Annotated in this window: 29 protein-coding genes; 19 read left to right on the top strand and 10 right to left on the bottom strand. The window is 73.8% G+C overall.

The window, feature by feature from the left end; all coding sequences use genetic code 11:
* The first annotated feature begins 44 nt into the window (after positions 1 to 44).
* The 9 genes from ABZ815_RS35305 (at position 45) to menC (ending at position 11,974) form a co-directional block, all read left to right on the top strand.
* On the top strand, positions 45 to 1,610 hold the full coding sequence (locus ABZ815_RS35305; RefSeq protein ID WP_357705543.1) for a serine hydrolase domain-containing protein: 1,566 nt from the start codon (positions 45 to 47) through the stop codon (positions 1,608 to 1,610).
* A gap of 121 nt (positions 1,611 to 1,731) precedes the next feature.
* A complete protein-coding gene (locus ABZ815_RS35300; RefSeq protein WP_357705542.1) occupies positions 1,732 to 3,291 on the top strand; it encodes an ABC transporter substrate-binding protein in 1,560 nt (519 codons plus the stop codon).
* Positions 3,291 to 4,238, top strand: coding sequence for an ABC transporter permease (locus ABZ815_RS35295; RefSeq protein ID WP_357705541.1), 948 nt, complete (start codon positions 3,291 to 3,293; stop codon positions 4,236 to 4,238). Before ABZ815_RS35300 ends, ABZ815_RS35295 begins: the two co-directional genes overlap by 1 nt.
* Positions 4,235 to 5,092, top strand: a complete 858-nt coding sequence (locus ABZ815_RS35290; RefSeq protein ID WP_357705540.1) for an ABC transporter permease — start codon at positions 4,235 to 4,237, stop codon at positions 5,090 to 5,092. Before ABZ815_RS35295 ends, ABZ815_RS35290 begins: the two co-directional genes overlap by 4 nt.
* Positions 5,085 to 6,797: an ABC transporter ATP-binding protein gene (locus ABZ815_RS35285; protein ID WP_357705539.1), complete on the top strand. Its 1,713-nt coding sequence runs from the start codon at positions 5,085 to 5,087 to the stop codon at positions 6,795 to 6,797. The genes ABZ815_RS35290 and ABZ815_RS35285 overlap by 8 nt, the downstream gene beginning before the upstream one ends.
* 41 nt (positions 6,798 to 6,838) lie before the next feature.
* The gene (locus tag ABZ815_RS35280) at positions 6,839 to 8,389 is read left to right on the top strand and encodes an amidohydrolase family protein (protein WP_357705538.1); all 1,551 of its coding nucleotides are present in this window, start codon (positions 6,839 to 6,841) and stop codon (positions 8,387 to 8,389) included.
* Complete coding sequence (locus tag ABZ815_RS35275) at positions 8,386 to 10,008, top strand: helix-turn-helix domain-containing protein (protein ID WP_357705537.1); 1,623 nt, start codon at positions 8,386 to 8,388, stop codon at positions 10,006 to 10,008. The genes ABZ815_RS35280 and ABZ815_RS35275 overlap by 4 nt, the downstream gene beginning before the upstream one ends.
* A gap of 53 nt (positions 10,009 to 10,061) precedes the next feature.
* Positions 10,062 to 10,859 carry a GNAT family N-acetyltransferase gene (locus tag ABZ815_RS35270; protein ID WP_357705536.1) on the top strand — a complete coding sequence of 266 codons (798 nt, stop codon included), beginning with the start codon at positions 10,062 to 10,064 and terminating at the stop codon, positions 10,857 to 10,859.
* Positions 10,856 to 11,974: an o-succinylbenzoate synthase gene (gene menC / locus ABZ815_RS35265; protein ID WP_357705535.1), complete on the top strand. Its 1,119-nt coding sequence runs from the start codon at positions 10,856 to 10,858 to the stop codon at positions 11,972 to 11,974. Before ABZ815_RS35270 ends, menC begins: the two co-directional genes overlap by 4 nt.
* Here menC and ABZ815_RS35260 read toward each other — a convergent pair.
* Positions 11,958 to 12,413 (bottom strand): MarR family transcriptional regulator, encoded by a 456-nt coding sequence (locus ABZ815_RS35260; RefSeq protein WP_357705534.1) that lies wholly within the window; start codon positions 12,411 to 12,413, stop codon positions 11,958 to 11,960. The genes menC and ABZ815_RS35260 overlap by 17 nt on opposite strands.
* Before the next feature lie 90 nt (positions 12,414 to 12,503).
* Here ABZ815_RS35260 and ABZ815_RS35255 point away from each other — a divergent pair, with 90 nt between their 5' ends.
* Both ABZ815_RS35255 and ABZ815_RS35250 read left to right on the top strand, forming a co-directional pair.
* Positions 12,504 to 13,049 (top strand): YceI family protein, encoded by a 546-nt coding sequence (locus ABZ815_RS35255; RefSeq protein ID WP_357705533.1) that lies wholly within the window; start codon positions 12,504 to 12,506, stop codon positions 13,047 to 13,049.
* Between the two features lie 21 nt (positions 13,050 to 13,070).
* Positions 13,071 to 13,226 carry a hypothetical protein gene (locus ABZ815_RS35250; protein ID WP_357705532.1) on the top strand — a complete coding sequence of 52 codons (156 nt, stop codon included), beginning with the start codon at positions 13,071 to 13,073 and terminating at the stop codon, positions 13,224 to 13,226.
* Positions 13,227 to 13,476: 250 nt separating this feature from the next.
* Here ABZ815_RS35250 and ABZ815_RS35245 read toward each other — a convergent pair whose 3' ends face one another.
* Positions 13,477 to 13,632 carry a hypothetical protein gene (locus tag ABZ815_RS35245; RefSeq protein WP_357705531.1) on the bottom strand — a complete coding sequence of 52 codons (156 nt, stop codon included), beginning with the start codon at positions 13,630 to 13,632 and terminating at the stop codon, positions 13,477 to 13,479.
* Between the two features lie 92 nt (positions 13,633 to 13,724).
* On the opposite strand from ABZ815_RS35245, the gene ABZ815_RS35240 reads away from it, so the two are divergent.
* Positions 13,725 to 14,153 (top strand): GDSL-type esterase/lipase family protein, encoded by a 429-nt coding sequence (locus ABZ815_RS35240; RefSeq protein ID WP_357705568.1) that lies wholly within the window; start codon positions 13,725 to 13,727, stop codon positions 14,151 to 14,153.
* Positions 14,154 to 14,165: 12 nt separating this feature from the next.
* Here ABZ815_RS35240 and fxlM read toward each other — a convergent pair whose 3' ends face one another.
* The gene (fxlM, locus tag ABZ815_RS35235; protein WP_357705530.1) at positions 14,166 to 15,389 is read right to left on the bottom strand and encodes a methyltransferase, FxLD system; all 1,224 of its coding nucleotides are present in this window, start codon (positions 15,387 to 15,389) and stop codon (positions 14,166 to 14,168) included.
* Positions 15,390 to 15,535: 146 nt separating this feature from the next.
* Positions 15,536 to 15,880: a helix-turn-helix domain-containing protein gene (locus ABZ815_RS35230; protein WP_357705529.1), complete on the bottom strand. Its 345-nt coding sequence runs from the start codon at positions 15,878 to 15,880 to the stop codon at positions 15,536 to 15,538.
* A gap of 136 nt (positions 15,881 to 16,016) precedes the next feature.
* On the opposite strand from ABZ815_RS35230, the gene ABZ815_RS35225 reads away from it, so the two are divergent.
* On the top strand, positions 16,017 to 17,486 hold the full coding sequence (locus ABZ815_RS35225) for an MFS transporter (protein WP_357705528.1): 1,470 nt from the start codon (positions 16,017 to 16,019) through the stop codon (positions 17,484 to 17,486).
* Positions 17,487 to 17,571: 85 nt separating this feature from the next.
* On the opposite strand, the gene ABZ815_RS35220 is transcribed toward ABZ815_RS35225, so the two are convergent.
* Positions 17,572 to 17,997 carry a MerR family transcriptional regulator gene (locus ABZ815_RS35220; protein ID WP_357705527.1) on the bottom strand — a complete coding sequence of 142 codons (426 nt, stop codon included), beginning with the start codon at positions 17,995 to 17,997 and terminating at the stop codon, positions 17,572 to 17,574.
* 179 nt (positions 17,998 to 18,176) lie between these two features.
* Between ABZ815_RS35220 and ABZ815_RS35215 the strand changes: the two genes are divergently transcribed.
* The gene (locus ABZ815_RS35215) at positions 18,177 to 18,632 is read left to right on the top strand and encodes an SgcJ/EcaC family oxidoreductase (protein ID WP_357705526.1); all 456 of its coding nucleotides are present in this window, start codon (positions 18,177 to 18,179) and stop codon (positions 18,630 to 18,632) included.
* 68 nt (positions 18,633 to 18,700) lie between these two features.
* Complete coding sequence (locus tag ABZ815_RS35210) at positions 18,701 to 18,865, top strand: hypothetical protein (RefSeq protein ID WP_357705525.1); 165 nt, start codon at positions 18,701 to 18,703, stop codon at positions 18,863 to 18,865.
* Positions 18,866 to 18,934: 69 nt separating this feature from the next.
* Here the strand turns inward: ABZ815_RS35210 and ABZ815_RS35205 are convergent, their stop codons facing one another.
* Entirely contained in the window at positions 18,935 to 19,570 is a 636-nt protein-coding gene (locus ABZ815_RS35205) for a TetR/AcrR family transcriptional regulator (protein WP_357705524.1), read from the bottom strand.
* A gap of 90 nt (positions 19,571 to 19,660) precedes the next feature.
* On the opposite strand from ABZ815_RS35205, the gene ABZ815_RS35200 reads away from it, so the two are divergent.
* The 3 genes from ABZ815_RS35200 to ABZ815_RS35190 all read left to right on the top strand — a co-directional run bounded on the left by ABZ815_RS35200 (position 19,661) and on the right by ABZ815_RS35190 (position 22,149).
* Positions 19,661 to 20,317 carry a CatB-related O-acetyltransferase gene (locus tag ABZ815_RS35200; protein ID WP_357705523.1) on the top strand — a complete coding sequence of 219 codons (657 nt, stop codon included), beginning with the start codon at positions 19,661 to 19,663 and terminating at the stop codon, positions 20,315 to 20,317.
* Between the two features lie 65 nt (positions 20,318 to 20,382).
* Positions 20,383 to 21,558 carry a macrolide family glycosyltransferase gene (locus tag ABZ815_RS35195; RefSeq protein ID WP_357705522.1) on the top strand — a complete coding sequence of 392 codons (1,176 nt, stop codon included), beginning with the start codon at positions 20,383 to 20,385 and terminating at the stop codon, positions 21,556 to 21,558.
* 24 nt (positions 21,559 to 21,582) lie between these two features.
* Positions 21,583 to 22,149 carry a YciI family protein gene (locus tag ABZ815_RS35190; RefSeq protein WP_357705521.1) on the top strand — a complete coding sequence of 189 codons (567 nt, stop codon included), beginning with the start codon at positions 21,583 to 21,585 and terminating at the stop codon, positions 22,147 to 22,149.
* Positions 22,150 to 22,187: 38 nt separating this feature from the next.
* On the opposite strand, the gene ABZ815_RS35185 is transcribed toward ABZ815_RS35190, so the two are convergent.
* Entirely contained in the window at positions 22,188 to 22,580 is a 393-nt protein-coding gene (locus ABZ815_RS35185; protein WP_357705520.1) for an STAS domain-containing protein, read from the bottom strand.
* Entirely contained in the window at positions 22,580 to 22,963 is a 384-nt protein-coding gene (locus tag ABZ815_RS35180; RefSeq protein ID WP_357705519.1) for an STAS domain-containing protein, read from the bottom strand. Before ABZ815_RS35180 ends, ABZ815_RS35185 begins: the two co-directional genes overlap by 1 nt.
* A 261-nt stretch (positions 22,964 to 23,224) precedes the next feature.
* Here ABZ815_RS35180 and ABZ815_RS35175 point away from each other — a divergent pair, with 261 nt between their 5' ends.
* On the top strand, positions 23,225 to 23,797 hold the full coding sequence (locus ABZ815_RS35175; protein WP_357705518.1) for a dienelactone hydrolase family protein: 573 nt from the start codon (positions 23,225 to 23,227) through the stop codon (positions 23,795 to 23,797).
* 186 nt (positions 23,798 to 23,983) lie between these two features.
* Here ABZ815_RS35175 and ABZ815_RS35170 read toward each other — a convergent pair whose 3' ends face one another.
* Together ABZ815_RS35170 and ABZ815_RS35165 are read right to left on the bottom strand one after the other, a co-directional pair.
* The gene (locus ABZ815_RS35170) at positions 23,984 to 24,469 is read right to left on the bottom strand and encodes a DUF4232 domain-containing protein (RefSeq protein ID WP_357705517.1); all 486 of its coding nucleotides are present in this window, start codon (positions 24,467 to 24,469) and stop codon (positions 23,984 to 23,986) included.
* A 44-nt stretch (positions 24,470 to 24,513) separates the two neighbouring features.
* Positions 24,514 to 25,848 (bottom strand): hypothetical protein, encoded by a 1,335-nt coding sequence (locus tag ABZ815_RS35165; RefSeq protein ID WP_357705516.1) that lies wholly within the window; start codon positions 25,846 to 25,848, stop codon positions 24,514 to 24,516.
* Positions 25,849 to 25,850: the final 2 nt, after the last annotated feature.

Below are 25,850 nucleotides of genomic sequence, written 5' to 3'. Positions count from 1 at the left end.
CTCCGGACAAGTGTTTCGAACCAGGACATCCAGATACTTGAACGATGGATTTTGAGCAGGTAGAACGCGCGCTCGACGCCCTTCCCGGCCTCCGCCCCGACGGGCCGGGGCTGGCGGTCGGGGTCTACGCCGACGGCAAGGTGCTGCACACCTCGGCCAGGGGCGTGGCGACCGTCGAGTTCGGCGTCCCGATCGACTCCCGCACCCGCTTCGACATCGCCTCCATCAGCAAGCAGTTCACCGCCGCGTGCCTGCTTCTGCTGGCGCGCGACGGCAGGCTGAGCCTGGTGGACGACGTCCGCGAGCACATCCCCGAGCTGCGGCTCGGCGTGCCCGTCACGCTCGACCAGTGCCTGCGGCACACCGGCGGCCTGCCCGAGTGGTACGGCCTGCAGGCCGTCACCGGCGTCCCGTTCACCCTGATGGACGAGGAACGCCTGATGAAGATCGTGGCGGGCGTGCGCCGGACCTCGTTCGAGCCCGGCACCCGCTTCTCCTACTCCAACACCGGCTACGTCCTGGCCGCCGTCGTGGTCCGGCGGCTCACCGGCCGGTCGCTGGCCGACTTCGCCCGCGAGCGGCTGTTCGGCCCGCTCGGCATGGACGACACCGTCTTCCGCGACGACGCCTCCGTCCCGCTGCCGCGGATGGCCTACGGCTACGACGGCGCCGGCGCGCGGGCCGACACGCAGGAGAGCGCGGTCGGCGACGGCGGCCTGGTGACCGGTGTCGCCGACCTCGCCCCCTGGTTCGGTTTCCTGGCCGACGGCCGGGTGCTGGGCGCCGACGTGCGCGCCGCGCTGCTGGAGCGGACCGTGCTCGCCGACGGCGCCGTCCTGCGGTACGCCCGCGGCATCTGCCACCTGGCCGTCGGCGAGGCGGCCGGGTACGGCCACGCCGGCGGCATGCACGGCTACGTCGGCAACCTGCTCCACCTGCCGGAGCCCGGCCTCGGCGTGGCCGTGCTGACCAACCACAGCGGCCTGGACCCCGTCGGCCTCAGCCTCCGCCTGGCCCTCGCCCTCACCGGCCAGGACCCGGCCCCCCGTCCGGCCCCCGCCCGCCGGGCCGACGCCGAGGCGGCGCGGCCCGCCCTGCTCGGCCACTGGCACGACCCGGAGACCGACGCCACCCTCACCCTCGAACCCGCCGACGGCGACGACGGCGGCGGAATCTCCCTGACCGGCGCCACCGACTTCGAGCTCGCCCTCGACGAAGACGGCCGCTGGTACGCGCAGGTGCCGGCCGGCCGGATCTGGCTGGTGCCGGAGGACGGGCGGCTGCTGTTCGGCCACGACGGGTCGATCCGGTGGCCGCACGTGTACGAGCCGTGCGACCCGCCGGGGGAGGGGCCCGTCCCGCGGGGCGCCTGGCTCAACGACGAGACGGGCGTGCTCGCCGTCATCGACGAGGGCATGCTGCGCGTCGGCCTGACCTTCCAGGCCCCCGTCGCCCCCGCACCCGCCGGGACGTGGCGGGCCGGCCCGTTCACCCTGCGCCTCGACGGGGACGGCGACCTGCTGCTCAGCGGCTTCGGCCTGCTCGGCCTGCGCTTCGCCGCCCAGCCCGAGGGCACCGCGCCCGTCGGCGTCCCCCCTGGTCTGGTCTAGGACCGTGTTGGCCTGCAGCACGAGCCGGGGCGCGCAGAGTTTGGCTGCCGGGTCAGTGAACGAGGGAGGCCGGGCTTCTAGCGTCCGACTATTCCCCCCGCTCACTCCCCGAGGTGGTTCCATGACATCCGCAACCGCACTCGCCAGGCTCGCGACGGGCGCTCTGCTCGTGCTGGTGACCGGCTGCGCCGGAGCCGCGAGCTCCGGCGCGGCCCCCGACACGCTCCGCTGGGCGATGGGGCTCGCCCCCAACAGCCTCGACATCGCCCACGGCTTCAACGACGCCTCCACCACCGTGCAGTTCGCCGTCCTCGACACGATGGTGACCCTCGGCCCGGACGGCAGGGTCATCCCGAGCATCGCCGCCTCCTGGACCCATCCCGACCCGCGCACGTACGTCTTCACCCTGCGCGAGGGCCCGAGGTTCAGCGACGGCACGCCGGTCACCGCCGAGGACGCCGCCTACTCCCTGACCCGCCACCTCGACCCCGCCGTGACCTCCCAGGCCGCCAGCTACGTCACGCAGGTCAAGAAGGTCGAGGTCACCGGCCCGCGCACGGTGAAGGTCACCCTCGGCAAGCCCAGCCCCGCCTTCCTGGCCACCGCCGCGCTGGCCTGGCAGATCGTGCCGAAGAAGCTGGCCGCCGCGCACCCGAAGGACCTCGGCTCGCCCGAGGTCGGCACCCTCGGCTCCGGCCCCTTCAAGGTCACCAAGTTCTCGCTCACCTCGGGGGTGACGCTGGAACGCAACGAGCTGTACTGGGGGCCCAAGCCGGCGCTGCGCAGGATCGAGGTCAAGGCGATCGGCGACCCCGAGACGTTGCGCCTGGCCGTCTCCTCCGGCGAGGTGGACGGCACCAACGACATCCAGGTCAGCGAGACGCGCAAGTGGAGCGCCCTGTCCGGCGTCACGACCGCCTTCTACCCGGCCAACAACATCGCCTACCTGTCCCTCGGCGTCCGCGAGGGCCCGCTCAAGGACGTGCACGTACGCCGCGCCATCGCCCACGCCCTCGACCGGGAGGCGCTGGCCACGCTCATGACCAGCGGCCACGGCGGCATCGCCGACCTGATGCTGCCCAAGCCCCAGATCGCCGCCCTGTACGGTGGCACGCCGCCGAAGCTGCCCGCCTACCCCCACGACGTGAACGCCGCCAAGGCCGAGCTGGCCAAGTCGGCCCACCCCGAGGGCTTCACCCTGGCCGCGCCGTACGACAGCGGCAGCGACGACGTCAAGGCGCTCCAGGCCATCGCCGCCGACCTGGCGGTGATCGGCATCAAGCTCGACCTCCAGCCGCTGCCCACCGAGCAGTACCGGCAGCGCATGTTCAGCCACCAGGACACCCCGCTGCAGCTCGTCGACCTGCTCTACGGCACCCCCGACCCGGGCGAGGTGCTGCCCGACCTGGTCAGCCGCGCCTCGGCCGGGCCCCAGGGCTTCAACTTCAGCGGCTACGGCTCGCCCGAGACCGACGCCCGGCTCGACGACCTCGGCACGCACGAGGGCGCCGACCGTGCCGCCGCCGTCACCGAGGTGCTGGCCGAGATCGCCGACCAGGTGCCGTACGTGCCGCTCTACACCAAGGAGGCCGCCGTCGCGCTGCGCAAGCGGTTCACCGGCCAGTTCGGCACCTGGACCATGAACGTCTTCAGCACCATCCGCCCGGCGGCCGGTGCCTGATGGCCTTCGTCGCCCGCCGCCTGGCCGCCGCGCTGCTCCTGCTCGGCGTGCTGTCCGTGCTCACCTACGCGCTGCTGGCGCTCGCCCCCGGGGACCCGGAGCAGGTCCTGCTCGGGCCGCGGCCCTCCACCGCCGAGTCGCGCGCCGCCGTCCGCGCGCAGTACCACCTCGACGACCCGCTGCCCGTCCGCTACGCCACCTGGCTCGGCGACGCCGTGCGCGGCGACTTCGGCGCCTCCCTCTACAGCCGCGAACCGGTCGCCGGCGTCATCGCCGACCGCCTGCCGGTCACCGCCGGCCTGGCCGCCTACGCGATCATCCTCACCCTCACCGTCGGCCTGCCCGCCGGGCTGGCCGCCGCCATGCGCAGGGGCGGCCCGCTCGACCGGGGCATCACGCTCTCCGCGCTGGTCGGCCTCGCGATCCCGCCGTTCGCGATGAGCATCCTGCTGCTGTACGGCTTCGCCGTCACCCTCGGCTGGTTCCCCGTCTTCGGCGCGGGCGAGACGTTCGCCGAGCGGGTCGCGCACCTGACGCTGCCCGCGATCGCGCTGGCCACCGGGCAGGCGGCGGTCGTCATCAGGCAGATGCGGGCGGCCGCGCTCGACCTGGCCGGGCAGGACTACATGACCTTCGCCCGGGCGCGCGGCGTCGGCCGGGCCCGCTACTGGATCGGGTACGCGCTGCGCAACACCGCGCTGCCCGTCCTCACGGTCGGCGGCCTGCTGCTGGCCGCCAACCTCACCGGCGCGCTGTTCGTCGAACGGGCCTTCGGGCTGCACGGCGTCGGCGAGCTGCTCGTCAGCGCGGTCGGGCAGAAGGACCTGCCCGTCGTCCAGGCGCTCGTCCTGATGGGAGGCGCCGTGGTGGTCGCCGTCAACCTGCTGATCGACCTGGCCTACCTCGCGGTGGACCCGCGGGTGCGCCACGGGGCGGTGGCCGCGTGAGCGTCGTGCCGGGGACCGTGCGCCTCGGCGGACGGGCCCGCCGGCTGCGCCGGACCGGGCCGGGGCCGCTGACGCTGCTGTCGGGCGGGATCCTGGCCCTCATGGCGGCAGCCGCCCTGTTCGGAACGTGGATCGCGCCCTACGACCCGGCCGCGCAGGACCTCGCGCTCGGCGCGACGATGCCGAGCTGGGCCCACTGGGCGGGCACCGACGAGCTGGGCCGGGACGTGTTGTCGCGATGCCTGGCCGGAGCCCGCTCGGCGCTGCTGTGGCCGGTCGTCGTCGCGCTGGGCACCTGCGCGATGAGCACCTCGCTCGGGCTGCTGGCCGGCTACCGCCGCGGCTGGATCGACGCCGTCATGATGCGCGTGGTCGACCTGCTCATCGCGATGCCGGGACTGCTCATGCTGATCGTCCTGGTGGGCGTGCTCGGCGGCGGCATCGGCTGGGCGGTGCTGGCGATGGCGGTGCTGTTCACGCCCGGCGACATCCGGGTGGTGCGCAGCCTCACCATGGCCCAGCGCGAGCTGGCCTACGCCGAGGCGGCCCGCACGCTCGGGCTCAGCCGCACCCGGATCATGTTCAGGCACCTGCTGCCCAACATCGCGCCCACGGTCGTGGCGGGCGCGCTGCTCAGCTTCGTCGCCGCGCTGGTCGCGCTCTCCGGTCTGTCCTTCCTGGGCATCGGCCTGCCCGCCGGCACGCCCGACTGGGGGCTGATGATCGAGGAGAACCGCGCCCTGCTCGACCTCAACCCGTGGGCCGCGGTGGTGCCCGCCGCGCTGGTCACCGTCGCCGCCACCGCCGCCACCCTGCTGGGCGACCAGCTCTTCGAGAGGCTCTCCGATGCTTGAGACACGCGGCCTGCGGGTCGTCGGCGACCGGGTGCTCGTGGACGGCGTGGACCTGACGGTCGCCGCGGGCGAGACCGTCGGGCTGGTCGGCGAGTCCGGCAGCGGCAAGTCCCTGACCGCCCGCGCCCTCGTCGGCCTGCTCCCGCGCGGCCTGCGCGCCGAGGGGTCGGTCGAGGTCGGCGGCGCCCAGCTCGTCGGCGCGTCCGAGCGGCTGCTGCGCGGCGTGCGCGGACGGCGGATCTCGCTGCTCATGCAGGACCCCTTCGCCATGCTCAACCCGCTGCGCACGGCCGGCGCGCACATCGCCGAGACCCTGCGCGGCCGGACGTCCCGGCAGGAGATCGCGCGCAGGCTGACCGAGGTCGGCATCGACGACCCCGCCGTGGCCGGGCGCTACCCGTTCCAGCTCTCGGGCGGCATGCGGCAGCGCGTCGCCCTGGCCGCCGCGCTGGCCGGCGACCCCGAACTGCTCGTCGCCGACGAACCCACCACCGCGCTGGACGCCACCACCCAGCACGAGATCCTGGCGCTGCTGCGCCGCGTGCAGGAGGCGCGGGGCATGGGCGTGCTGCTCATCACCCACGACCTGCGCGTGGCGTTCGCCGTCTGCGACCGGGTCGCCGTGATGTACGCCGGGCGCGTCGTCGAGCAGGGGCCCGGCCCGGAGCTGGCCTCGGCTCCCGCGCACCCGTACACCTCGGGGCTGCTGGGCGCGCTGCCCTCGGCCGAGCTCACGCTGGAACGCCTGGTGGGCATCCCGGGCGCCGTGCCGCGGGCGGACGCGGTGGCCGGCGTCTGCGCGTTCGCCACCCGCTGCGACCGGGTCGCGGACGCCTGCACCGCGGCCAGGCCGCCGTTGCGCCCGATCGGCCGTGACCGGCTGACCGCCTGCGTCCACGACACCGCCGGGGCCGCCCGCCCGCCGCTGCGCGAGGCCGCGCTCCCCGCCGCCCCGGCCGGCGGCGAACCGCTGCTGCACGTCGAGGGCCTGCGCAAACGGTACGGCGCCCACACCGCCCTGGGCGGCGTCAGCCTGCACGTGAACCCCGGCGAGACCGTCGGCCTGGTGGGGGAGTCTGGCTCGGGGAAGACCACGCTGGCCCGCTCGGTGCTCGGCCTGCTCACCCCCGACGGCGGCCGGATCCGGCTGGCCGGCCTCGACGTCACCGACCGGGCCGCCCTGGACCCGCGCGAGCGTGCCCGCGTGCACCGGCTCGTCCAGTGCGTCTTCCAGGACCCCTCCACCTCGCTCAACCCCGCCATGACCGTCGGCGCGACGCTGGCCGAGGCGATCGCCAGGGCCGCGCCCGCCGACCGGATCGGCGTGGGCGAGCTGCTGGAGCTGGTCGGCCTGCCCGCCGCGTACGCCGCCCGCCGCCCCAAGGCGCTGTCCGGCGGCGAACGCCAGCGCGTCGCCGTCGCCCGGGCCCTGGCCGTCCGGCCCGCGCTGCTGATCTGCGACGAACCGGTCGCCTCCCTGGACGTGTCGGTCCAGGCGCACGTGCTCGAACTGCTGCGCGGCATCGGCCGGGAGCTCGGCACCGGGATGTTGTTCATCACCCACGACCTGGCGGTCGTCCGCCAGGTCGCGGCCAGGACCGTGGTGCTGCTGAAGGGCGCGGTCGTGGAGGAGGGGACCACCTCGGCCGTCCTGGACGCCCCCGCCCACGACTACACCAGGCGTCTGGTGGCGGCCGTCCCCTGACATGACCGACGAATCTCGTACCCGGGAAAGGTAATACCTGCATGCACGACCTCATTCTGCGCGGCGGCACTCTGCACGACGGGTTCGGCTCGCCCGGCCGTACCGCGGACGTGGCCATCGGTGGCGGACGCGTCACCGCGACCGGCCGCGACCTCGGCCGGGCCGCCCGCGTGGTGGACGTGGACGGCATGGTCGTCGCGCCCGGCTTCATCGACCCGCACAGCCATTCCGACACCGTGCCGTTCATGGCCGGGGAGCAGCCGTTCAAGCTGTGGCAGGGCGTCACCACCGAGATCATCGGGAACTGCGGCTTCTCCTGCGGACCGGCCGACTCCGAGTCGGCCCATTTCGCCCCCGGGATCTTCGGCGAGCACGCCTTCACCACCTTCGGCGGTTACCTCGACGCCGTGGAACGGGAGGGCACGACCAACAACCTGGCCGCGCTCGTCGGCCACAACACGCTGCGCACGGCCGTCTGCGGCATGGACGCCGCGCCGCCGCCCGGCGCGCTCGACCGGATGACCGAGCTGGCCGAGGAGGCGTTCGCCGCGGGCGCGTGCGGGCTGTCCAGCGGCCTGGAGTACGTGCCGGGCGCCTACGCCGGCACCGGCGAGCTGATCGCGCTGGCCCGCGCGGCCCGGCGCTGGAACCTCGTCTACGCCACCCATCTGCGCAGCGAGAGCGAGGGGCTGGCCGGCGCGCTGGACGAGGCCGTCGAGGTCGCGGCGGCGGCCGGGGTGCGGCTGCAGGTCTCCCACTGCAAGGCGTCGGGCCGGGCTGTGCACGGCTCGTCGGCCATGCTGCTGGACAAGCTGACGGCCACCCGGGTCCGGGGCGTGGACGTGCGGGCCGACGTGTACCCGTACCGGGCGTTCTGCACCGGGCTGGTCGCGCTGCTGCCGCCCACCGCGTGCGAAGGCGGTGAGCCGGAGCTGCTCAGGAGGCTGGCCGACCCGGCGGAACGGCGGGCGCTGCGCGCGCTGGCCGAGGATCCCGAGCGCACGACCGGCGTCGGCCTGTGGCGGGAGACGCACCCCGAGGACGTGCGGCTGCTGCGGCACGCCTCCGCCGGCGTCACCGGCCGCTCGCTGGCCGACCTGCTGGACGGCCGCGAGCCCTGGGACGCGCTGTGCGACCTGCTCATGGCCGACCCGCACGCCGACGGCGTCTTCCACACCATGCACGACGACGACGTCACCCGGATCATGCGGCACCCCCTCGTGTCGATCGGCTCCGACGGCGGGCCGCCCGACGGGCCGACCCACCCGCGCACGTACGGCACCTTCCCCACCTTCCTCGGCGAGTACGTGCGCGAACGCGGGCTCGTGCCGATGGCCGAGGCGATCAGGAAGGTCGGCTCGGCCACCGCGGCCCAGTTCGGCCTGGCCGACCGGGGCTGGCTGGGCAGGGGAGCGGTCGCCGACGTGTGCGTGTTCGACCCCGCCGCCATCCGCCACGACGGCACCTACGACGAGCCCGCCACCCGCCCGGCCGGCGTCACCCACGTGCTCCTGGGCGGCCGCATGGTGATCGACGACGGCGAGTTCACCGGCGGCCGGCACGGACGCCTCCTGCGCGGGGGGCGGGCGTGAGCGGCCAGGGCCGGGTGACGCTCGGCGTGCTGCTCGACAGCCTCGGCGCGGAGACGGTGAGCGCGCTGTGCCTGCCGTCCGGCCGCCAGGCGATGGTGGGCGCGCCGGTCATCCACGGCTCCGACGAGCCGCTGGCCGCCTACGCCGGGGCGCTGCTGCTGGCCACCGGCAGGCCGGAGCCGTCCCTGCTGGAGAGCGCGGCCGGGGCGGGCGTGAGCGCGGTCGTCGTCCGGGCCGGGATCGGCGACGCCGCCGCGCTGACCGAGGCGGCCCGCGGCGCGGGCGTGGCGCTGCTGGCCGCCGCCCCCGGCCTGGCCTGGGGCCAGCTCTACGCCCTGGTGGACGCCCTGCTCGCGCTCGTCGCCCCGGCCGCGGACCTGGGCGGCGGCCAGGCGGGCGACCTGTTCGCACTGGCCAACCAGGTCGCCGCCCGCGTCGGGGGCGCGGTGGCCATCGAGGACCTGGCCATGCGCGTCCTGGCCTACTCCACGATCGGCCAGCCGATCGACGACCTGCGAAGGGAGGGCATCCTCGGCCGGCGCGTGCCCGAGCACCCGACGAACGCCGAGGAGTACGCCGCCGTCCTGCGCTGCGAGGGGGCCGTGTGGAGCCACGAGCCGCGCGAGTACCTGCCCCGGCTGGCCATCGCGGTCCGCGCCAGGGGCGAGGCGCTCGGCACGATCTGGGCCATCCAGGCGGACGAGCCGCTCGCGCCCGACGCCGACGCGGTGCTCGCCGAGGCCGCCAGAACCGCCGCCCCGCACCTGGCCCGCCTCAGCCTGGCCGCCGACGAGGCCCGCCGGACCAGGGACGAGTGGGTGGGCCGGCTGCTGCGCGGCGCAGGCCCCGCCGGGGAGCTGGCCGCCTCCTTGGGCCTGCGCCCGGACGAGCCGGTCAGGGTGGTGGCCGCCGGGGACCCGGCCGGGCGGACCGACGTCTTCGCCGCCACGCACGCCGCCGACCTGCTGCGCACCGCCTACGCCGTCTACCGGATCAGGGCCGCCGTCGGCGCCGTGGACGGCCGGACGTACGCGATCGTGGCGGCCGGCGCCGGGACCGCGCTGCTGCGGCGCGTCACCGCCGAGACCCTCGGCCGGATCACCGACCGGCTCGGCGGGCACTGGCGGGCGGGCGTCGGACGGACCGCGGCCTCGGTCGCCCAGGTCCCGGCCGCCGCCCGGCAGGCCGACGAGGCGCTGCGCGCGATGGGCGGCCCGTTCGCGGGCGGCGAGGTGGGCCTGCACGAGGAGCTGGCCGCGGCGCTGTTCCTGCTGGACGCGGCCGCCTCGATGCGGTCCGGCCCGGCGGCGGGCGAGCCGCTGTCCCTGGTGGCCGAGCACGACGCCGGGCACGGCACCGACTACGTCCGCAGCCTGCGGGTCTGGCTGGCCGCCCACTACGACGTGCCCAGGGCGGCCGAGACGTTGTCGCTGCACCCCAACACGCTCAGGTACCGGCTGCGCCGCATCGGCGAGCTGATCCCGCTCGACGACCCCGACGTCCGGCTCGTGCTCGGCCTCCAGCTCCGGCTGGCCGAGATCGGCGCGGGCGGCGCGGGCGCCACGGGCGGCACGGGCGGCGGCCGGAGCCCGGCGTCCGGCACAAACGGCGGCGGCTGAAGTTGGGCTTGCGCGCCAACGATCCGGCGGCGGTCCGGCGGAATGCTGGTGCCATGCTCGAAATCCGCATCCTCCACGGAACCTCCGAGTTCCAGGCCGCCGACCGGCTGCTGCGCCGCGTCTGGAACACCAGGGCGGGCGACGATCCGCCGGTGGCCGTCGACCTCATGTGCGCCCTTGAGCACACCGGCGGGTACGTCAGTGGCGCCTTCCTCGGCGGCGAGCTCGTGGCCGCCGCCTCCGGGTTCCTGGCCGAGGGGGCCGGCCTGCACTCCCACGTGGTGGGCGTGGCCGCCGAGGCGCGGGGCCGGGGGGTCGGCCAGGCGATCAAGGCACACCAGCGGGCGTGGGCCGCCGAACGCGGCCTGAGCTCCATCTCCTGGACCTTCGACCCGCTCGTACGCCGCAACGCCTTCTTCAACCTGGGCAGGCTCGGCGCGCGGGCCGAGCGGTACGTCCCCGACTTCTACGGGCCGATGAACGACGGCATCAACGGCGGCGACCTCACCGACCGTCTGTTCGCCCACTGGCCTGTGACCCCTGCCCCTGCCCTGGATCCGGCGCTGAGCCCTGTCCCGGCGGCCCCGGACTCGGGGCTGTCCGCCCTGGGCGGGACCGAGAAGGCCGAGGTGATCCTCGACGAGACCGGGGCGCCGCGCGAGCCGGGCGGCGCGGCCGTACTGCGCTGCGCGACGCCCGCCGACGCCGAGCGGCTGCGGCGCGAGGACCCCGCGGAGGCGGCGCGGTGGCGGGCCGCCCAGCGGGCCGCCCTGGGCGGCGCGCTCGCCCGCGGCTACCGGATCGCCACCTTCACCAGGGACGGCTGGTACGTGCTGGAGCGTGCGGCGTGAGGATCGCCGAGGCCGAGCTGCACACGGTCGCGCTGCCGCTGCTCACCCCGTTCCGCACCTCGCTCGGCACGCAGACCGAGCGCCGGGCGCTGCTGGTGCGCGTGCGCGGGGCCGAGGGGGAGGAGGGCTGGGGCGAGTGCGTGGCCGAGGACGAGCCCACCTACAGCCCCGAGTACCTGGAGGGCGCGGCCGACCTCATCCGCCGCTTCCTGCTGCCCGCCCTGTTCGCGGTGCCCGGCCTCGACCCGGCCGGCGTCGCGCCCGCGCTGGCGCACCTGCGCGGCCATCCGATGGCCAAGGCCGCCGTCGAGACGGCCGTCCTGGACGCCGTGCTCAAGGCGCGCGGCCTGTCACTGGCCGCCTACCTGGGCGGGGTGCGGCGCAGCGTACGCGTCGGCGTGTCGGTCGGCATCGCCGCCACCCTCGACGACCTGCTCGACACCGTGGACCGGCACGTCGGCGCCGGGTACGCCCGGATCAAGCTCAAGATCGAGCCCGGCTGGGACCTGGAGCCGGTCCGGCTGGTGCGCGAGACGTTCGGCCCCGGCCTGATGCTCACCGCCGACGCCAACACCGCCTACGCCCCCGCCGACGCCCGCCACCTGGCCCGCCTCGACGCGTACGGCCTGACCCTGCTGGAGCAGCCCTTCGCCCCGGACGACCTGCACGGCCACGCCCTGCTCGCCGCCCGCATGGACACGCCGATCTGCCTGGACGAGTCGATCACCTCGGCCCGCGCCGCCACCGCCGCCATCAGGGCGCGCGCCTGCTCGGTGATCAACATCAAGCCCGGCCGGGTCGGCGGCTACCTGGAGGCCCGCCGGATCCACGACCTGGCCCGGGCCGCCGACGTGCCGGTGTGGTGCGGCGGGATGCTGGAGACCGGGCTCGGCCGGATGGCGAACCTGGCGCTGGCCAGCCTGCCCGGCTTCACCCTGCCGGGCGACATCTCGGCGACCGCCCGCTACTTCGAGCGCGACCTCACCGCGCCGGTCGTGCTGACCGGCGACTCCATCACGGTCCCCGACGGCCCCGGGATCGGCGTCGCGCCGGACCCGGACGCCCTGGCGGCGTTCACCGCCGAGCCGCCCGTACGCGTCACCCCTTCTCGATGAGGTGGTCGAGCAGGACCTGACTGATGTCGGCGAGCTGTCGCAGCTGTTCCTCGGTGAGCAGGTCGACCAGGTGCTCGCGGACGCTGGCGACGTGCTCCGGGGCGGCGGCCCGGAGCGCGTCGAGCCCGTCGTCGGTGAGCACCGCCAGCCAGCCGCGCCGGTCGCCGGCGTAGTGCTCCCGGCGCACCCAGCCCTTCTGCTCCAGCTTGTTGACCGCGTGTGAGATGCGGCTCGGCTTGGAGTTGGTCCAGTGCGCCAGCTCGCTCATGCGCATCGTGCGCGCGGGGGCCTCCGACAGCAGGACGAGCAGCTCGTAGTAGGTGGGCGGCATGTCGGCCGCCGCCATCAGGTCGCGTTCCAGACGATCGGTCAGCAGGCGGGTGGCCAGGCCGAAGGCGCGCCACGCCTGTTGTTCGTCGTCGGTGAGCCAGCGGGTCATGCGTCGAGCGTACTGGAAAGTTGCGTGCTGAAATAAAGCTATGTACTGTCGTGCCGAATCTTCCAGTGCTGAACTAATTGGAGCGCGACCATGTACCCCAGCGAGCTGAGCGGCCACTACACCATCGACCCGGACCACAGCCGGTTCGGGTTCGTCGCCCGCCACGCCATGGTGACCAAGGTGCGCGGCAGCATCCCCGTCCAGGAGGCCACCGCCCGCCTGGACGCGGCCGACCCCACCGCCTCCGCCGTCCGCGTGGTGCTCGACGTGGCCGGCATCCAGACCGGCAACCAGATGCGCGACAACCACCTGCGCACCGGCGACTTCCTCGACGCCGCCGCCCATCCGCACATCACCTTCGAGTCCGCCTTCGTCGTGCACGCGGGCGGCGACAGCTTCGAGGTCACCGGCGACCTGACGATCCGCGGGGTGACCCGGCGGATCACCGTCCCCCTCGACTACACCGGCACCGCCGTCGACGCCCAGGGGCTGACCCGGGTCGGCTTCGAGGGCAGCGTGGCGGTCAACCGCAAGGACTTCGGCATGACGTACAACGCCGCGCTGGAGACCGGCGGGGTGATGATCTCCGATCGCATCACGCTGGAGTTCGACCTGTCCGCCGTCCGCTCCGCCTGACCACACCCCAGGACCCCCGTCATGAGCAATCCCCTCCTTTCTGGAATCTCGGGGAGGCCCGTCGTGCGCAGGCTCGCCGTTCCCGCCCTGGCCGTCGTGCTCGCCCTCGCCTTGGGCATCACCCCAGCCGGCGCGGCATCGCGCCGATGGGTGGCGGCGTGGGGCGCCGCCGTCTAGCCCGCCACCCCCAGCACCTCCTGGTACGGCCCCAACTGGTCCGAGGACGGCTTCGCCCGCCGGGGTCCCGAGACCCTGCGCCAGATCGTCCGCCTCGGCGGCGGCGGCACCGCCGTGCGCGTCCGGCTCTCCAACGTCCACGGCGCCGCTCCACTGGCGATCGACGGAGCCGCCGTCGCCCGGGCCGGTCGGGGAGCCGCGCCGCCCCCACCGGCCCGGCCACCTTCCACCACTTCGCCCAGGCCACCTCCTACCGCGCCTCCGGCGACCACCTGACCGACGCCACCGGCACCCCGTTCACCGACACCGCCGCCTCCTGGCACTTCCTGACCGGCGTGGACGTCACCGGCCCCCGCGCCGGGCGGCCATCCTCCACCGGGCCGTCCCTCACCGGGGCCGTGGTCACCTTCGGCGACTCCCTCACCGACGGCGTCGGCTCGACCGCCGGAGCCGACAACCGCTACCCCGACCGGCTCGCCCGAGTACGGCACCAGCGGCCTGACCCGCTTCCGCCGCGACGTGCTGGAGCGACCCGGCGTCCGCACCGTCATCATCATGGACGGCATCAACGACCTGGCCGAATGGAACAAGCCCCACCAGGCGACCGCCCGCGGGATCATCGACGGCCACAAGGAGCTGATCCGGGCCGCCCACGCCCGGGGCATCCGTGCCGTCGGCGCCACCCTCACCCCCGTCAAGGGCTCGCCGCTCGCCTACAGCCCGGCGGCGGAGGCCGTACGCGACCAGGTCAACGAATGGATCCGCACCAGCGGCGCGTACGACCACGTGGTGGACTTCGAAGCGGCCGTCCGCCGCCCCGACGACCCCGACTTCCTGCGCCCGGAGTACGACTCGGGCGACGGCGTCCATCTCGACGATCGCGGCTACGACGCCCTCGCCCGAGCCGTCGACCTCGACGCCCTGTGACGCCCCGCACGATCAGGGCCAGGCCATGACGAGCTGGGTGTGACGCTTGCGGAAGATCCGACCGGCGGCGGGAGGCGGCACGACGGCGCCCGCGGGGTGAAGGGTGAAGACCGGGTCCGGACGGTCCCGCAGGCGGTGATCCCAGGTCCGCACATGATCGGCCAGCTCCCGGGCGAGCCCGGCGCCCTCGCGGCCGTGGCCACAGGCCCCGAACTCCCAGCGCCGCCGGTCGTCCTCGCGGACGCACGACTCGCGGATGGTGAGATAGGCGAAGCTGTCGCGGGTGATGAGCGCGGGACAGTACCAGCGCATGGCCGGCCGGACGAGCCCGCAATCGCGCTCGGGATCCTGCCAGAACATGCCGAACCGCTCGTCGACGGCCGCGATCGACAGGTGCATCGAGTCGAACGGCTCACCATGGCCGACGGTGACGCCGGTCCACAGCTCGGTCCGGTCGCCGCCCAGCGCCCGGTCGAGCGCGGCCCTGTCGAGCGCGGGGCCGCTCTCCAGAGTCAGCCTGACGGCTCCGCCCGCCAGGACCGGTTCCTGGTCGGGCAGCATTCCGGCCCCCTGGCAGGGGACGAAGCCGCAGACCGTCGGGTTCAGCCCCAGGAAGTGGTCGCCCTCGCGGACGAAGGTGAAGGACCGGCTGACGGTGGAGAAGCGCAGCGGCACGACCATCCGGCCGCCCGGCGCGAGAAGGTGTCCCCAGGGAACGTCCCAGACGCCGACGGTGACGATGACGGCGTCAAAGCCGCCGCTCGGCGCGTGTTGCTCGGCCGCGTGCTCGGCATCGCCCAGGACGACCTTCACCTGCCCGTAGCCGGTCTCGGCGAGGAAACGGCCCGCGCGCCCGGTGACGAAGGGATCGATGTCCACGGTGACGACCAGCCCGTCCGGCCCGGCGATCTCGGCGATGAGGGCGGCGTTGCAGCCGCCGGAACCGACCTCCAGGACCTTCGCGCCGGGACGGATCCGTGCCGCTTCGAGCATGTCGGCCTGCAGCCAAGGCGCGCTGATCGAACTCGTGGCCCTGCCGTCGGGCCCGCGCTTGGTGACGACGACGTCGTGGGCCGAGTAGGCCGCGCTCGGCGACACCTCAGGCGCGAAGCGCTCCCGCGGCACCTTGGCGAACGCCGCTTCGACCTCGGGGGAGCGGACCCAGCCGCCCCGCCTGAGCTCGGCGACCAGCTCGGCCCGGAGACGGTCGGGGGAGTCGGACGACAAGGTGGTCACCACAGCGAGGGTAGCCGGGCCCTGCGGGGTGGAACGGAGAATCGAGGCATGGCGCGGGACACCTCGGCGACCATATTGCCCTGCACCGAAGCAAACGTGACCGATCCGCGGCGCTGAAGGCAATGCGAGGCGCCGGGGCCCGGTGGTCAGGCGGCGGAGTCGGGGTGTTGGGTGGCGGCGTCGGTGCGGGCGCCGGAGAGGATGGCGTCGAGCAGACCGGGATAGCGGGCGTCCAGATCCTCGCGCCGCAGGACGAGCAGGTTCTCCCGCCCCGAGGGCTGCTGCCGGATGACGCCGCTGTCGCGCAGCACCCGCCAGTGGTGCGTCATGGTCGACTTCGCGGTGATCCCCAGCGTGTTCAGGACGCTGGTGCAGTTGTGCTCGCCCCCGGCGTCGAGGATGCGGACGACCGACAGACGCACGCCGTTCCCCAGCGCCGACAGCACGTCTTCGACCCGGATCTGGTCACGGTCGGGATGACGGAAAGCCATGGTTCAACTGTACCGCGACTGTCGAACAATCCTTCTCCGGTCTGGCATAGTACGACTGTACGTAAATCCTCGTACAATCGTTTCGTGTGGCGGGCTTCCGCGTGCCCGCTCCCCGGCTCCCTCCGAAGGGCGTTCCATGTCCACACCATCCACGCTGCCCGCGGCCGTCGCGGACGGCGTCAAGCCGCGACTCGGCTGGACCCTGGCGTTGCTCGCCCTGGCCCAGCTCATCTACGCGCTCGACCTCAACATCGTCTTCGTCGCGCTTCCGCAGATCGGCGCCGAGCTGGGCTTCCCCGGCCAGACCCAGCAGCTGGTGGTCAGCGCGTACGTCGTCTTCGCCGGCGGCTTCCTGCTGCTGGGCGGCCGGGCCGCCGACCTGCTCGGCCGCCGCCGCGTCTTCGTGCTCGCCCTGGCCCTCTACGCGTTGTCCTCGCTGGCCGGCGGGCTGGCCGGCGGTCCCGTCGTCATCATCGTCGCCCGCGCGGTCCAGGGCATCGGCGGGGCGTTGCTGCTGCCCTCGACGCTGGCCCTGCTCAACAGCCTGTTCGCGGAGGGGCCGCAGCGCAACCGGGCGCTGGCCGTCTGGGGCGGCGCGGGCGCCAGCGGGCTGACGATCGGCGCGCTGCTCGGCGGCGTCCTCACCCAGAACTTCGGCTGGCCCGCCGTCTTCTTCGTAAACGTCCCCCTGGCCGGGCTGGTCGCGCTGGCCGCCCTGGCCGTCATCCCGCGCGACCCGGCCAGGCGGGAACGGCGCAGGTTCGACCTGCCGGGGGCGCTCACCGTCACCGGCGGGTCCACGCTGCTGGTCTTCGCCCTGGTCGAAGGGCCCGAACTGGGCTGGGGCAGCCCGCCGGTCGTGGGCGCCTTCGCGCTGGCCGCCGTCCTGCTGGTGATCTTCGCGCTGGTCGAGGCCCGCAGCGCGGATCCGCTCATGCCGTTCCGGCTCTTCCGCAACCGCAGCCTGACCGTCGGCATGCTGGTCACCTTCGTCTACATGGCCACGTTCGGCGTCCTGCCGTACTTCCTCACCGTGCTGCTGCAGAGCGTCCACGGTTACAGCGCCCTGCAGACCGGGCTGGCCTTCCTCATCCCCTCGCTGGCCATCGCCGCCGGCACGCAGAGCGGCGAACGTCTGGCGACCCGGATCGGCACCCGTCCCACGCTGCTGATCGGCTTCGCCGTCGGTGTCGTGGGGACCGCCGTCCTGGCTCTCGGCTTCGACGCCGACGCCGGGTACGGCCTGCTGATCCCCGGCCTGGTCGTCTCCGGGCTCGGCCAGGGCATCGTCTGGACCGCCATGTGGATCGCCGCCGCCACCGGCACCCCCGCCCATGAACAGGGCGTCGCCAACGGCATCGCCTCCACCGCGCTCAACATCGGCAACGCCATCGGCCTGGCCGTCTTCACCGTCATCGCCGACCTCGGCACCGACGGCAGGACCGGTCAGGCCCTGCCCGCCGCCACGGCGGACGGCGAGTTCCTGGTCGTCCTGCTCACGGCGGCGGCGATGATCGCCGGGCTGCTGATCACCCTCACCCTGCCCCGCCGCACTCCCCGGCCCCCGGCGCCCGTACAGCAGGACGAGTCGCTCGCGACCGGCTGACCGCACGTCGTCGCCCGCGAGCACCTGGCCCGCACCCCGGGTGCTCGCGGAACAGGAACCCGCCGCCGACGTGACGCCCGGCCGGTCAGTGCCGGTGAGCCTCTTCCAGGGACGCCCCCGCCAGCCGCGCCTTGACCACGCCGGTGAAGGACGAGCACTCGAAGACGTTCTCGTGCGGGCAGGCCATGCCGTGCGCGATGGCGGTGCGCGCCACCTGGGCCCGGGCGATGCGCTCGTCCAGCTCGTCGAGCTTGCGCCGATACAGCTCCCGCCACGCGTCGCCCGGCTCGGACCGGACCGCGAGGAACGTCTTGACCTCGCGCAACGTGAGGCCGACCTCGCGCAGCAGCAGGATCGCGGCGACCAGCTCGACCGCCGACGGCGGAAAGCGCCGCTGCCCCGAGACGCGCTCCGGCTCCGGGATCAGCCCGAGCTCCTCCCAGTAGCGCAGAGCGGAAGTGGCGACCCCGGTGCGCTCGGCCAGCTCGCCGATCGTCAACAGCTCACTCATGGAACGCCAAGCATACGTGTCGGGCCCGCGTCGGCGATCGAGCAGCCGCTCCTTCGCGGGGGGCCGGGACGCGGCCGGTGTTGACAGGGGTCGGCGTCATCTCTAATCTCTTCTTTAGCGCAGATAAATCTTCAAAGAAGTAAATGCTTCCGAGAAGCTGCTGAAGGAAGGCAACGACCATGCACAACACCCTCACCGCCGCCGACGCCGCCGCCATCAACGCCGTGCTCGACCGCCTCGCCGACGCCTGGCAGCGGGCCGACGGTGACGCGTACGGGGCCCTGTTCACCGACGACGCCACCTACATCACGTACGTCGGCACCCTCTACACCGGCGCCCAGGAGATCGGCGACGCCCACCAGGCGCTGTTCGACAGCTTCGTCAAGGGCACCAGGCTGGCCGGCGAGACCCTCGGCATCCGCCTCGCGGGCCCCGACACCGCACTGGTGATCACCCGCGGCGACACCTACAAGGGCAGGTCCGGGAAGCTGCACAAGATCCAGACCTACACGATGGTCCGCCAGGCGGACGGCGACTGGAAGATCGCGGCCTTCCAGAACACCAAGCACCAGGCCCTCATGGAGGCCATCTCCTTCAAGTTCCAGCCCGCCAGCAAGCCCGCCGCCCACGCCTGAACCGCAGCCCCGGAAGATCCCGCCACAGACCGACCCAGCCCCATGACACCCGCCACGGAAGGCCGCGCATGACCTCCCTCGCCGTCGTCGCCGCCACGGGCCGTCCCCGCGTCTCGATCGGCGCGACCGAACGCCTGGGCGCCCGTACCTCCCGCGCCGACCTGGCCGCCTTCATCGTCGACCACCTCGACGACCCGCGCACCCACCACCTCCCCGTCGCCGTCTCCTCCTGACCGCGACCGGACGCCGTCCCCGGCGGAACGGCCTCGACCCGGCCGCGGTCCGCCTGCGGAGACCCGGCCTCACGCGTCCGGCGAAGAGGCGGGCTCGGTACGGGTGAAGGCGCCCGCGGACGCCGCCAGCACGGCCGTCCGCGCAGCCTGGTCCGGAAGGTCCGGGGCCGGGGGCGTGCGAAGGAGCACCAGGTGGTGGTAGAGCGGCGCGGTCGCGGCGACGAGCAGCCGCTGCGCGTCGGTGTCCGCCGGAAGCTCGCCCCGCTCGACCGCCCGCCCCACGATGACCTCGCACCGGGTGTACCGGTCCGCCCAGAGCCGCCGTAGCCCGCGGGCGGCCTCCTCGGAACGGAAAGAGGCGGCGATCAGGGCCGCGGCGATCGACGGCTGCGCGGTCAGGGCCGCCTGGTTCTCGTGGTTGAGCGCGGCCAGGTCGCCCAGCAGGGAGCCGGTGTCCTCGGGCAGCCAGTCGTCGTCGCCCGTCGCCTCCAGCACGTCGGTGAGCAGGCCGCCGACATCCCGCCAGCGCCGGTAGACCGTCGCGCGGTGCACGCCCGCGCGGGCCGCGACGGCGTCGAGGGTCAGCCCGTCGTAGCCGTGCTCCCCGAGCTCGGCGCGGACCGCGTCGAGAACCTGCGTACGGATGCGACCGGTACGGCCACCCGGACGGCGGCGCGGACCGGGCGACGGGCTCTCGGACGTCATCGCTCCCTTTCCCGTTTGCGAGGCGGACGGCGACATGACACCATCTTAATGTACAAGTTGTCGCATTAGCAGTGGCGGAAGGAAAGATCCATGAACGCCCACGTCCCCGCCGACCCGACCGTCATCCACCCGATGCCCGGCCAGCCACGGGTGGCGCTGCTGCGGCCACTGGTCAAGTCCCCGCTGATCGAGGTGGGGGAGTACACCTACTACGACGACCCGGACGACCCGACCGCGTTCGAGACCCGCAACGTGCTCTACCACTACGGCCCGGAGAAACTGGTCATCGGCAGGTTCTGCGCCCTGGGCACCGGGGTGCGGTTCATCATGAACGGCGCCAACCACCGCATGGACGGCCCCTCGACCTTCCCCTTCCCCACCATGGGCGGCTCGTGGTCCGACCACTTCGACCTGCTCACCGGCCTGCCGAACCGCGGTGACACCGTCGTCGGCAACGACGTCTGGTTCGGCTACGGCGCGACGGTGATGCCCGGCGTGCGCATCGGCCACGGCGCGATCATCGGCGCCGGCTCGGTGGTCACCTCCGACGTGCCCGACTACGGGATCGTCGGCGGCAACCCGGCCCGTCTCATCCGCACCCGCTACCCCGCCGACGACGTCGCCCGCCTGCTCGCGCTGGCCTGGTGGGACTGGCCCGCCGAGCACATCACCGAGCACGTGCGCACGATCATGTCGGGCAGCGTCGCCGACCTGGAGGCCGCCGCCCCGGGCGCCCGCCGCGCCTGAACCGCCGGCCCGCCGCCCGTTCCACCGCTCGAACGTCGCGTAGAACCCGAAATGAGTGATCGTCCATGTCCCGCCGCCGCGCCCACATCGCCATGGTCGGCATCCCCGCCGTCAGCCACGTCCTGCCCAGCCTGGAGATCGTCCGCGAGCTGGTGGCGCGCGGCCACCGGGTGACGTACGCCAACGACCCGGCGGTCGGCGAGCTGGTCACGGGCACCGGCGCCGAGCTGGTCCCCTGCTCCTCGACGCTGCCGGTCGCCGACAACAAGTGGCCCGACGACCCCATCGCGGCGATGAGCCTCTTCCTGGACGACGCCGTCCAGGCACTCCCGCAACTGCGCGCCGCCTACGACGCCGACCCCGCCGACCTCTACCTGTACGACATCGGCGCCTACGCCGCGCGGGCCCTGGCCGAGACGCAGGGCCGTCCCCTCATGCAGCTGTCGCCGACGTTCGTGGCCTGGGAGGGATACTCCGAGGAGGTGGCGGCGCAGCTGTGGCGACTGCCGGGAGCCGACGCCTACCTGGCCAGGTTCGCCCGCTGGCTCACCGACTGCGGCGTCTCCACCACCGACGTGGAGACCTTCTCCGGCCGCCCGCCGCACACGCTGGCCCTGATCCCGCGGGCGATGCAGCCGCAGGCCGACCGGGTCGACACCGGCACCGTGACCTACGTCGGCCCCTGCCACGACCCGCGCGGGCAGCAGGGCGGCTGGACCCGTCCCGGTGACGCCGCGAACGTCCTGCTGGTCTCCCTGGGGTCGGCCTACACCCGTCAGCCGGAGTTCTACCGCCAGTGCCTGGCGGCCTTCGGCGACCTGCCGGGGTGGCACGTCGTCCTGCAGATCGGCAAGTACACCGACGCGGCGGAGCTGGGCGAGATCCCGTCCAACGTCGAGGTGCACCCGTGGGTGCCGCAGCGGGCGATCCTCGACCAGGCCGACGCGTTCGTCACCCACGCGGGCATGGGCGGCTGCTGCGAGGGGCTGCTGGCCGGGGTGCCGATGATCGCCGTGCCGCAGGGCGCCGAGCAGTTCGCCAACGCCGACCGGCTCGTGGAGCTGGGCGTGGCCCGCCGCATCGACACCCCGGACGCCACGGCCGAGACCCTGCGCGCCGCCCTGGGCGAGCTGACCGCCGACCCGGAGGTGGCCCGCCGCCTGACGCGCCTTCAGACCGAGGCGCGGGCCGAGGGCGGCACCGCCCGCGCCGCCGACCTTGTCGAGCAGCTGCTGGGCTGAGCCGCCCGGACTGGGAGATGATCTGTGGTAGGTACTCTCCGCATGGAGTTCTTCTGCTACCACCGTGACCGTCCTGACTCGGGCGCCCTGCGCGCGGAACTGGTCGAGGCGCACTGGTCCTACATGGACCGCTACGAGGCCGAGCTGATCGCCCGCGGCCCGACCTTCGACCGCGACACCGGCACGGCCACCGGCAGCGTGCACATCGTCGACCTGCCCGACCTCGCCTCCGTGCGGGCGTTCGCCTTCGACGAGCCCAACTACCAGGCCGGCGTCTACCGCGACGTGCTGGTACGCCGGTGGCGCAACGTGCTGGGACGCACCATGTGGGAGTTCCCCGGCGGCCGGGAGGGCGGCAACCGGTATCTGGTGCTGGGCCTCGGCTCCGGGCAGCCCGCCGACCTCGTCCCGCCGGCCGGCGGCGACGAGTTGATCGCGTACGGGCCGCTGCTGTCCGACGACGGCGCCACCTGGGTCGGCACCGCCCTGCTGGTCCGGGCGCCCGACGCGGACGCGGCCCGCGCCGTCCTCACCGCCGGCCGGTACGCCGACATCGAGGTGCACGACTGGGAGTTCGGCGGCCGGCGCTGACACCCGCCGGACAGGGACCTCGGACGACCACCAGGACGTCAGACGGCCTCGGTGGGGCCGGCGGCTTCGAGCGCCCCGGCCCTGGCGTCCCGGAGCGCCTCCACCGCGGCGACGGCCCGGGTGACGTGGTCGTGGATCGTCACGAGCTCCACGGTGCCGGTGATCTCCAGCAGCCGGGCCACCGTGGGCCGGAGGCCCGCCAGGTGCACGTCCACGCCGTGCGCGCGGGCCAGCGTGGCGGCGGCGAGCAGGACGGACAGGCCGGAGCTGTCCAGGAACGCCAGCCGGCTCACGTCGAAGATCAGGTGCTCGTCCAGGCTGCGGCGTACCTGGTCGAGGTAGGCCTCCAGATGGCCGGAGGCGGTGGCGTCGACCTCGCCGGCCACCGTGACCACCGTGATCCCCGGCAGGTAGCTGCTGGCCAGGTGCATCACAACCGCTCCACATCATCCGGCAGTCGATCGGGCGAGGCGCCCCGGGCCGCCGCGACGGCCTCGTCCACGCAGGCATGGATGTGCAGCACGTCCCACACCCCGGTGATCTGCAGGATGCGGGCCGGGATGTCCCGTACGGCGGCCAGGCGCAGGCAGCCGCCCGCGCCGCGGACGTCGTCGTGCGCCCGCAGCAGCACGTGCAGACCGCTGCTGTCCATGAAGGTGAGCTCGCCCAGGTCGAGGACCAGGGATCGGCCGGGTCGGCGGGCGTCGCGGATGGCGGACTCCAGTCGATCGGCGTTGGTGGCGTCGAGCTCGCCGGAGACCGTGAGCAGCACGCCGGCCGGGACCGGCCGGCAGGTCATGTCGAGCACGGACATGGCGGCTCGGTGGCGACGGCAAGGTACGTCTGGGTGACGGACATCTGTTGTTCCCCAAGTGGGCCTGGCCGGTCGGGACGGCATCGAGCCGCCCCAGCACCAAGGTTAGGGGCGAAGCTGGTTGCAGGAAAGAGGTTTCGTCATACGATCTTCAGGTGACCGCTCGGCGGGTCCGGGACGCCCCTGCAGACCGTCCGGCCAGGACGCCTGACCCGCCGGGGCACGCGTCCCGCGGGCGCTCGGGGTCGCTAAGCTGCGCGTATGGCGCGGATTCTCCTCCTGCATTCGATGTACGGCCTGCGGCCCGCCGTCCACCAGGCGGCCGACAGGCTCCGGGAGGCGGGGCACGAGGTGCACGTCCCCGACCTGTACGACGGGCGCGTCGTCGACACGTCCGAGGAGGGCATCGCGATCAAGGAGGAGATCGGCAGCGAGGAGTTGCTGAAGCGGGCCATCGCGGCGGCGGCCCCGCTGTCCGGCGACGGCCTGGTGTACGCCGGCTTCTCCCTCGGCGCTGCCATCGCCCAGAACCTCGCCCTGGGCGACGAGCGTGCCCGGGGGCTGCTGCTCATGCACGGCACCTCCGACATGGCCGAGGGCGCCACCGCCGACGACCTGCCGGTGCAGCTCCACGTCGCCGACCCCGACTTCTACGAGCCGGTCGACTGGCTCAACGCCTGGTATCTCCAGATGCGCCGGGCGGGGGCCGACGTGGAGGTCTTCCGCTATCCGGGGGTCGGCCACCTGTTCACCGACCCCGGCCTGCCCGACCACGACGCCCCGGCGGCCGAACGCGCCTGGGCCGTCGCCCTCGACTTCGTCGCCGGTCTCTGACGCCCGCGCGGGCCGGGATACGACCCCGGCCGCCAGGGGTAGGGGCCGGGGATGAGGTTCGGGGACTGGGACGTGCGACCGCTGGGCGGCTGGATCGGCTGCCTGGCGATGATCCTGATCTCGCTGCTGCTGTCGATCGTGCTGACGGTCGTCGTCAACTGGCTGCGCTGACCGGCCCCCCGGACGTCAGGCCAGTGGCTTGACGTCGAGCCGTCCGCCGTCGCACACCTGGCCGGCGTCGAACGGGACGTTGACGTACGACTGCTCGTCCGGCGGGATGACCAGCAGGCGGGCCGGGCTCGGGCAGTGGGTCTCGTCGCCGGTCTCGACGACCGTCCAGTGCAGCGTCGTACGGGCGCTGCCGCCCGGCTTGACCGTCACCTGGTGCTTGGTCCCGGCGGCGCGGCGGACGCGGGTGCGGAGGGCGTCGCCCTGCTTGTCGATCATGATCAGGCCGGGGTGGCCGTACAGCGTGCAGGTGGTGCGTGAGCTGTTGGTGAACACCAGCGGCGCGTTCCTGTTGCCGGCGCCGGCGTCGATCGTGCCCAGGCGCACCTGGAGCTGGGCGGCCGAGCAGCGGCGGACGGGCGAGGACTGGCCGGCCATCGCGGGGGCGGCCCCGCCCGCCAGCAGCAGCCCGGCCACGAGCGTGGCGGTGGTGAAGCGTCTCATGGTGTGTTTGACGCAGGGAACGCGGCGAAAGTTATGACCGGCTGTCATCCGGCCCGTTCGCGGTAGGCGTACAGCAGCACCAGGACGAGGGCGGAGGCGAGAAGGGCCGCGCTGAACCACAGCGGCGAGAGCCCGAAGGTGAGCCCTTCCCCCGGGCCGGTGACGAACAGGCCGTCGGGATACAGCGGCAGGTCACCGGACGGATCGCGCGGCGAGGAACGCTCGGCGGTGAGCGCTCCGGCCACGCCCACGGCGGCCGTCAGCATCAACGCCGCCACCGTCACCCGCAGCAGGCGGACGGTGCCGCGCAGGACGGTCACCAGCACGAGCAGCGCGGCCCCGCCCACCCCCACGAGAAGGTCGAACCCCACCCACACAAGCGACGCCGCCGGGCTGACGGCCCCGCCGAAGACCACCCGCTCGGCCACACCTCGGGGGCCGATCCAGAACGGCATCCCGCTCACGAGGTTGACAGCCGCGGGGACCAGAGGCAGCACGACCGCCGGGGCCAGCAGCCACCACGGCCTGGCCGGGATGCGCGCGGGCGGCCGCCGGGGCCCGAACGGCACCGCGGGCGGCCCAGCCAGCTCGTGCGCCGAGCGCGCCTCCCACCCCAGGGCGACGACGCCGAGCGCACGGAGCAGCCAGAAGACCAGCACCTCCAGCGGCATGTCGTAGGAGAAGAACGCGTACGACGTCGGTTGGACGAACGAGATGACCAGCGACAGAACGCCCATCGTCACGGTCGTCCGGCTCCAGCGGCCATCCCGTGCCTGGGCCGCCAGCAGCAGCGCCAGCCACGCCATCGCCGGCAGGCCGTACAGCAGGACCAGGTCGAAGAAGCTCATGCCCGGGTCGAACTGGAGGACCCTGCAGACGGCGAAACCGAGGCCGGAGAGCACGCCCGCCGCGCCGAGGACGAGCATGAGGAGCCGCGCCCAGACCGGAAGGGCGCCCCCCACCGTGACGGAGAACAGCCAGACCATCACCCCCTGGACGAGCAGCACGGCGACCGACACCCAGCCGGCGTACGGTTCCGGCAAGGAGTACAGAAGCGAGAAGGGCGGCAGGGAGAGGGCGACGTCGACGTAAAGGACGGCGCGCAGCAGGGCGATCCGGCGGTCGGCGGCCGGTCGCGCACCGCGCCGGGGCCCGCGCAGCACCTGCCAGTAGACCCAGCCCTGCACCGCGCCGACCAGCACCAGCACCGGCACGAGCCACCAGGAGTCGGGCGGGTCCATGGCCCACCCGCGGACGACGGCGAACCAGAGCAGGGAAACCTCATGGGTGACCAGCGCGAAGACGCCGAGGCCGAGGACAAGGACCACGTAGGCCACCGCGACGGGCATCGCGACGAGGCCGAAACGATAGCGTCGCACGG

Origin of the sequence: Nonomuraea sp. NPDC047529 (assembly GCF_040642995.1) — a bacterium.
In the GTDB taxonomy this organism is placed as follows: domain Bacteria; phylum Actinomycetota; class Actinomycetes; order Streptosporangiales; family Streptosporangiaceae; genus Nonomuraea.
This window is presented reverse-complemented; position numbering and strand designations above follow the sequence as displayed.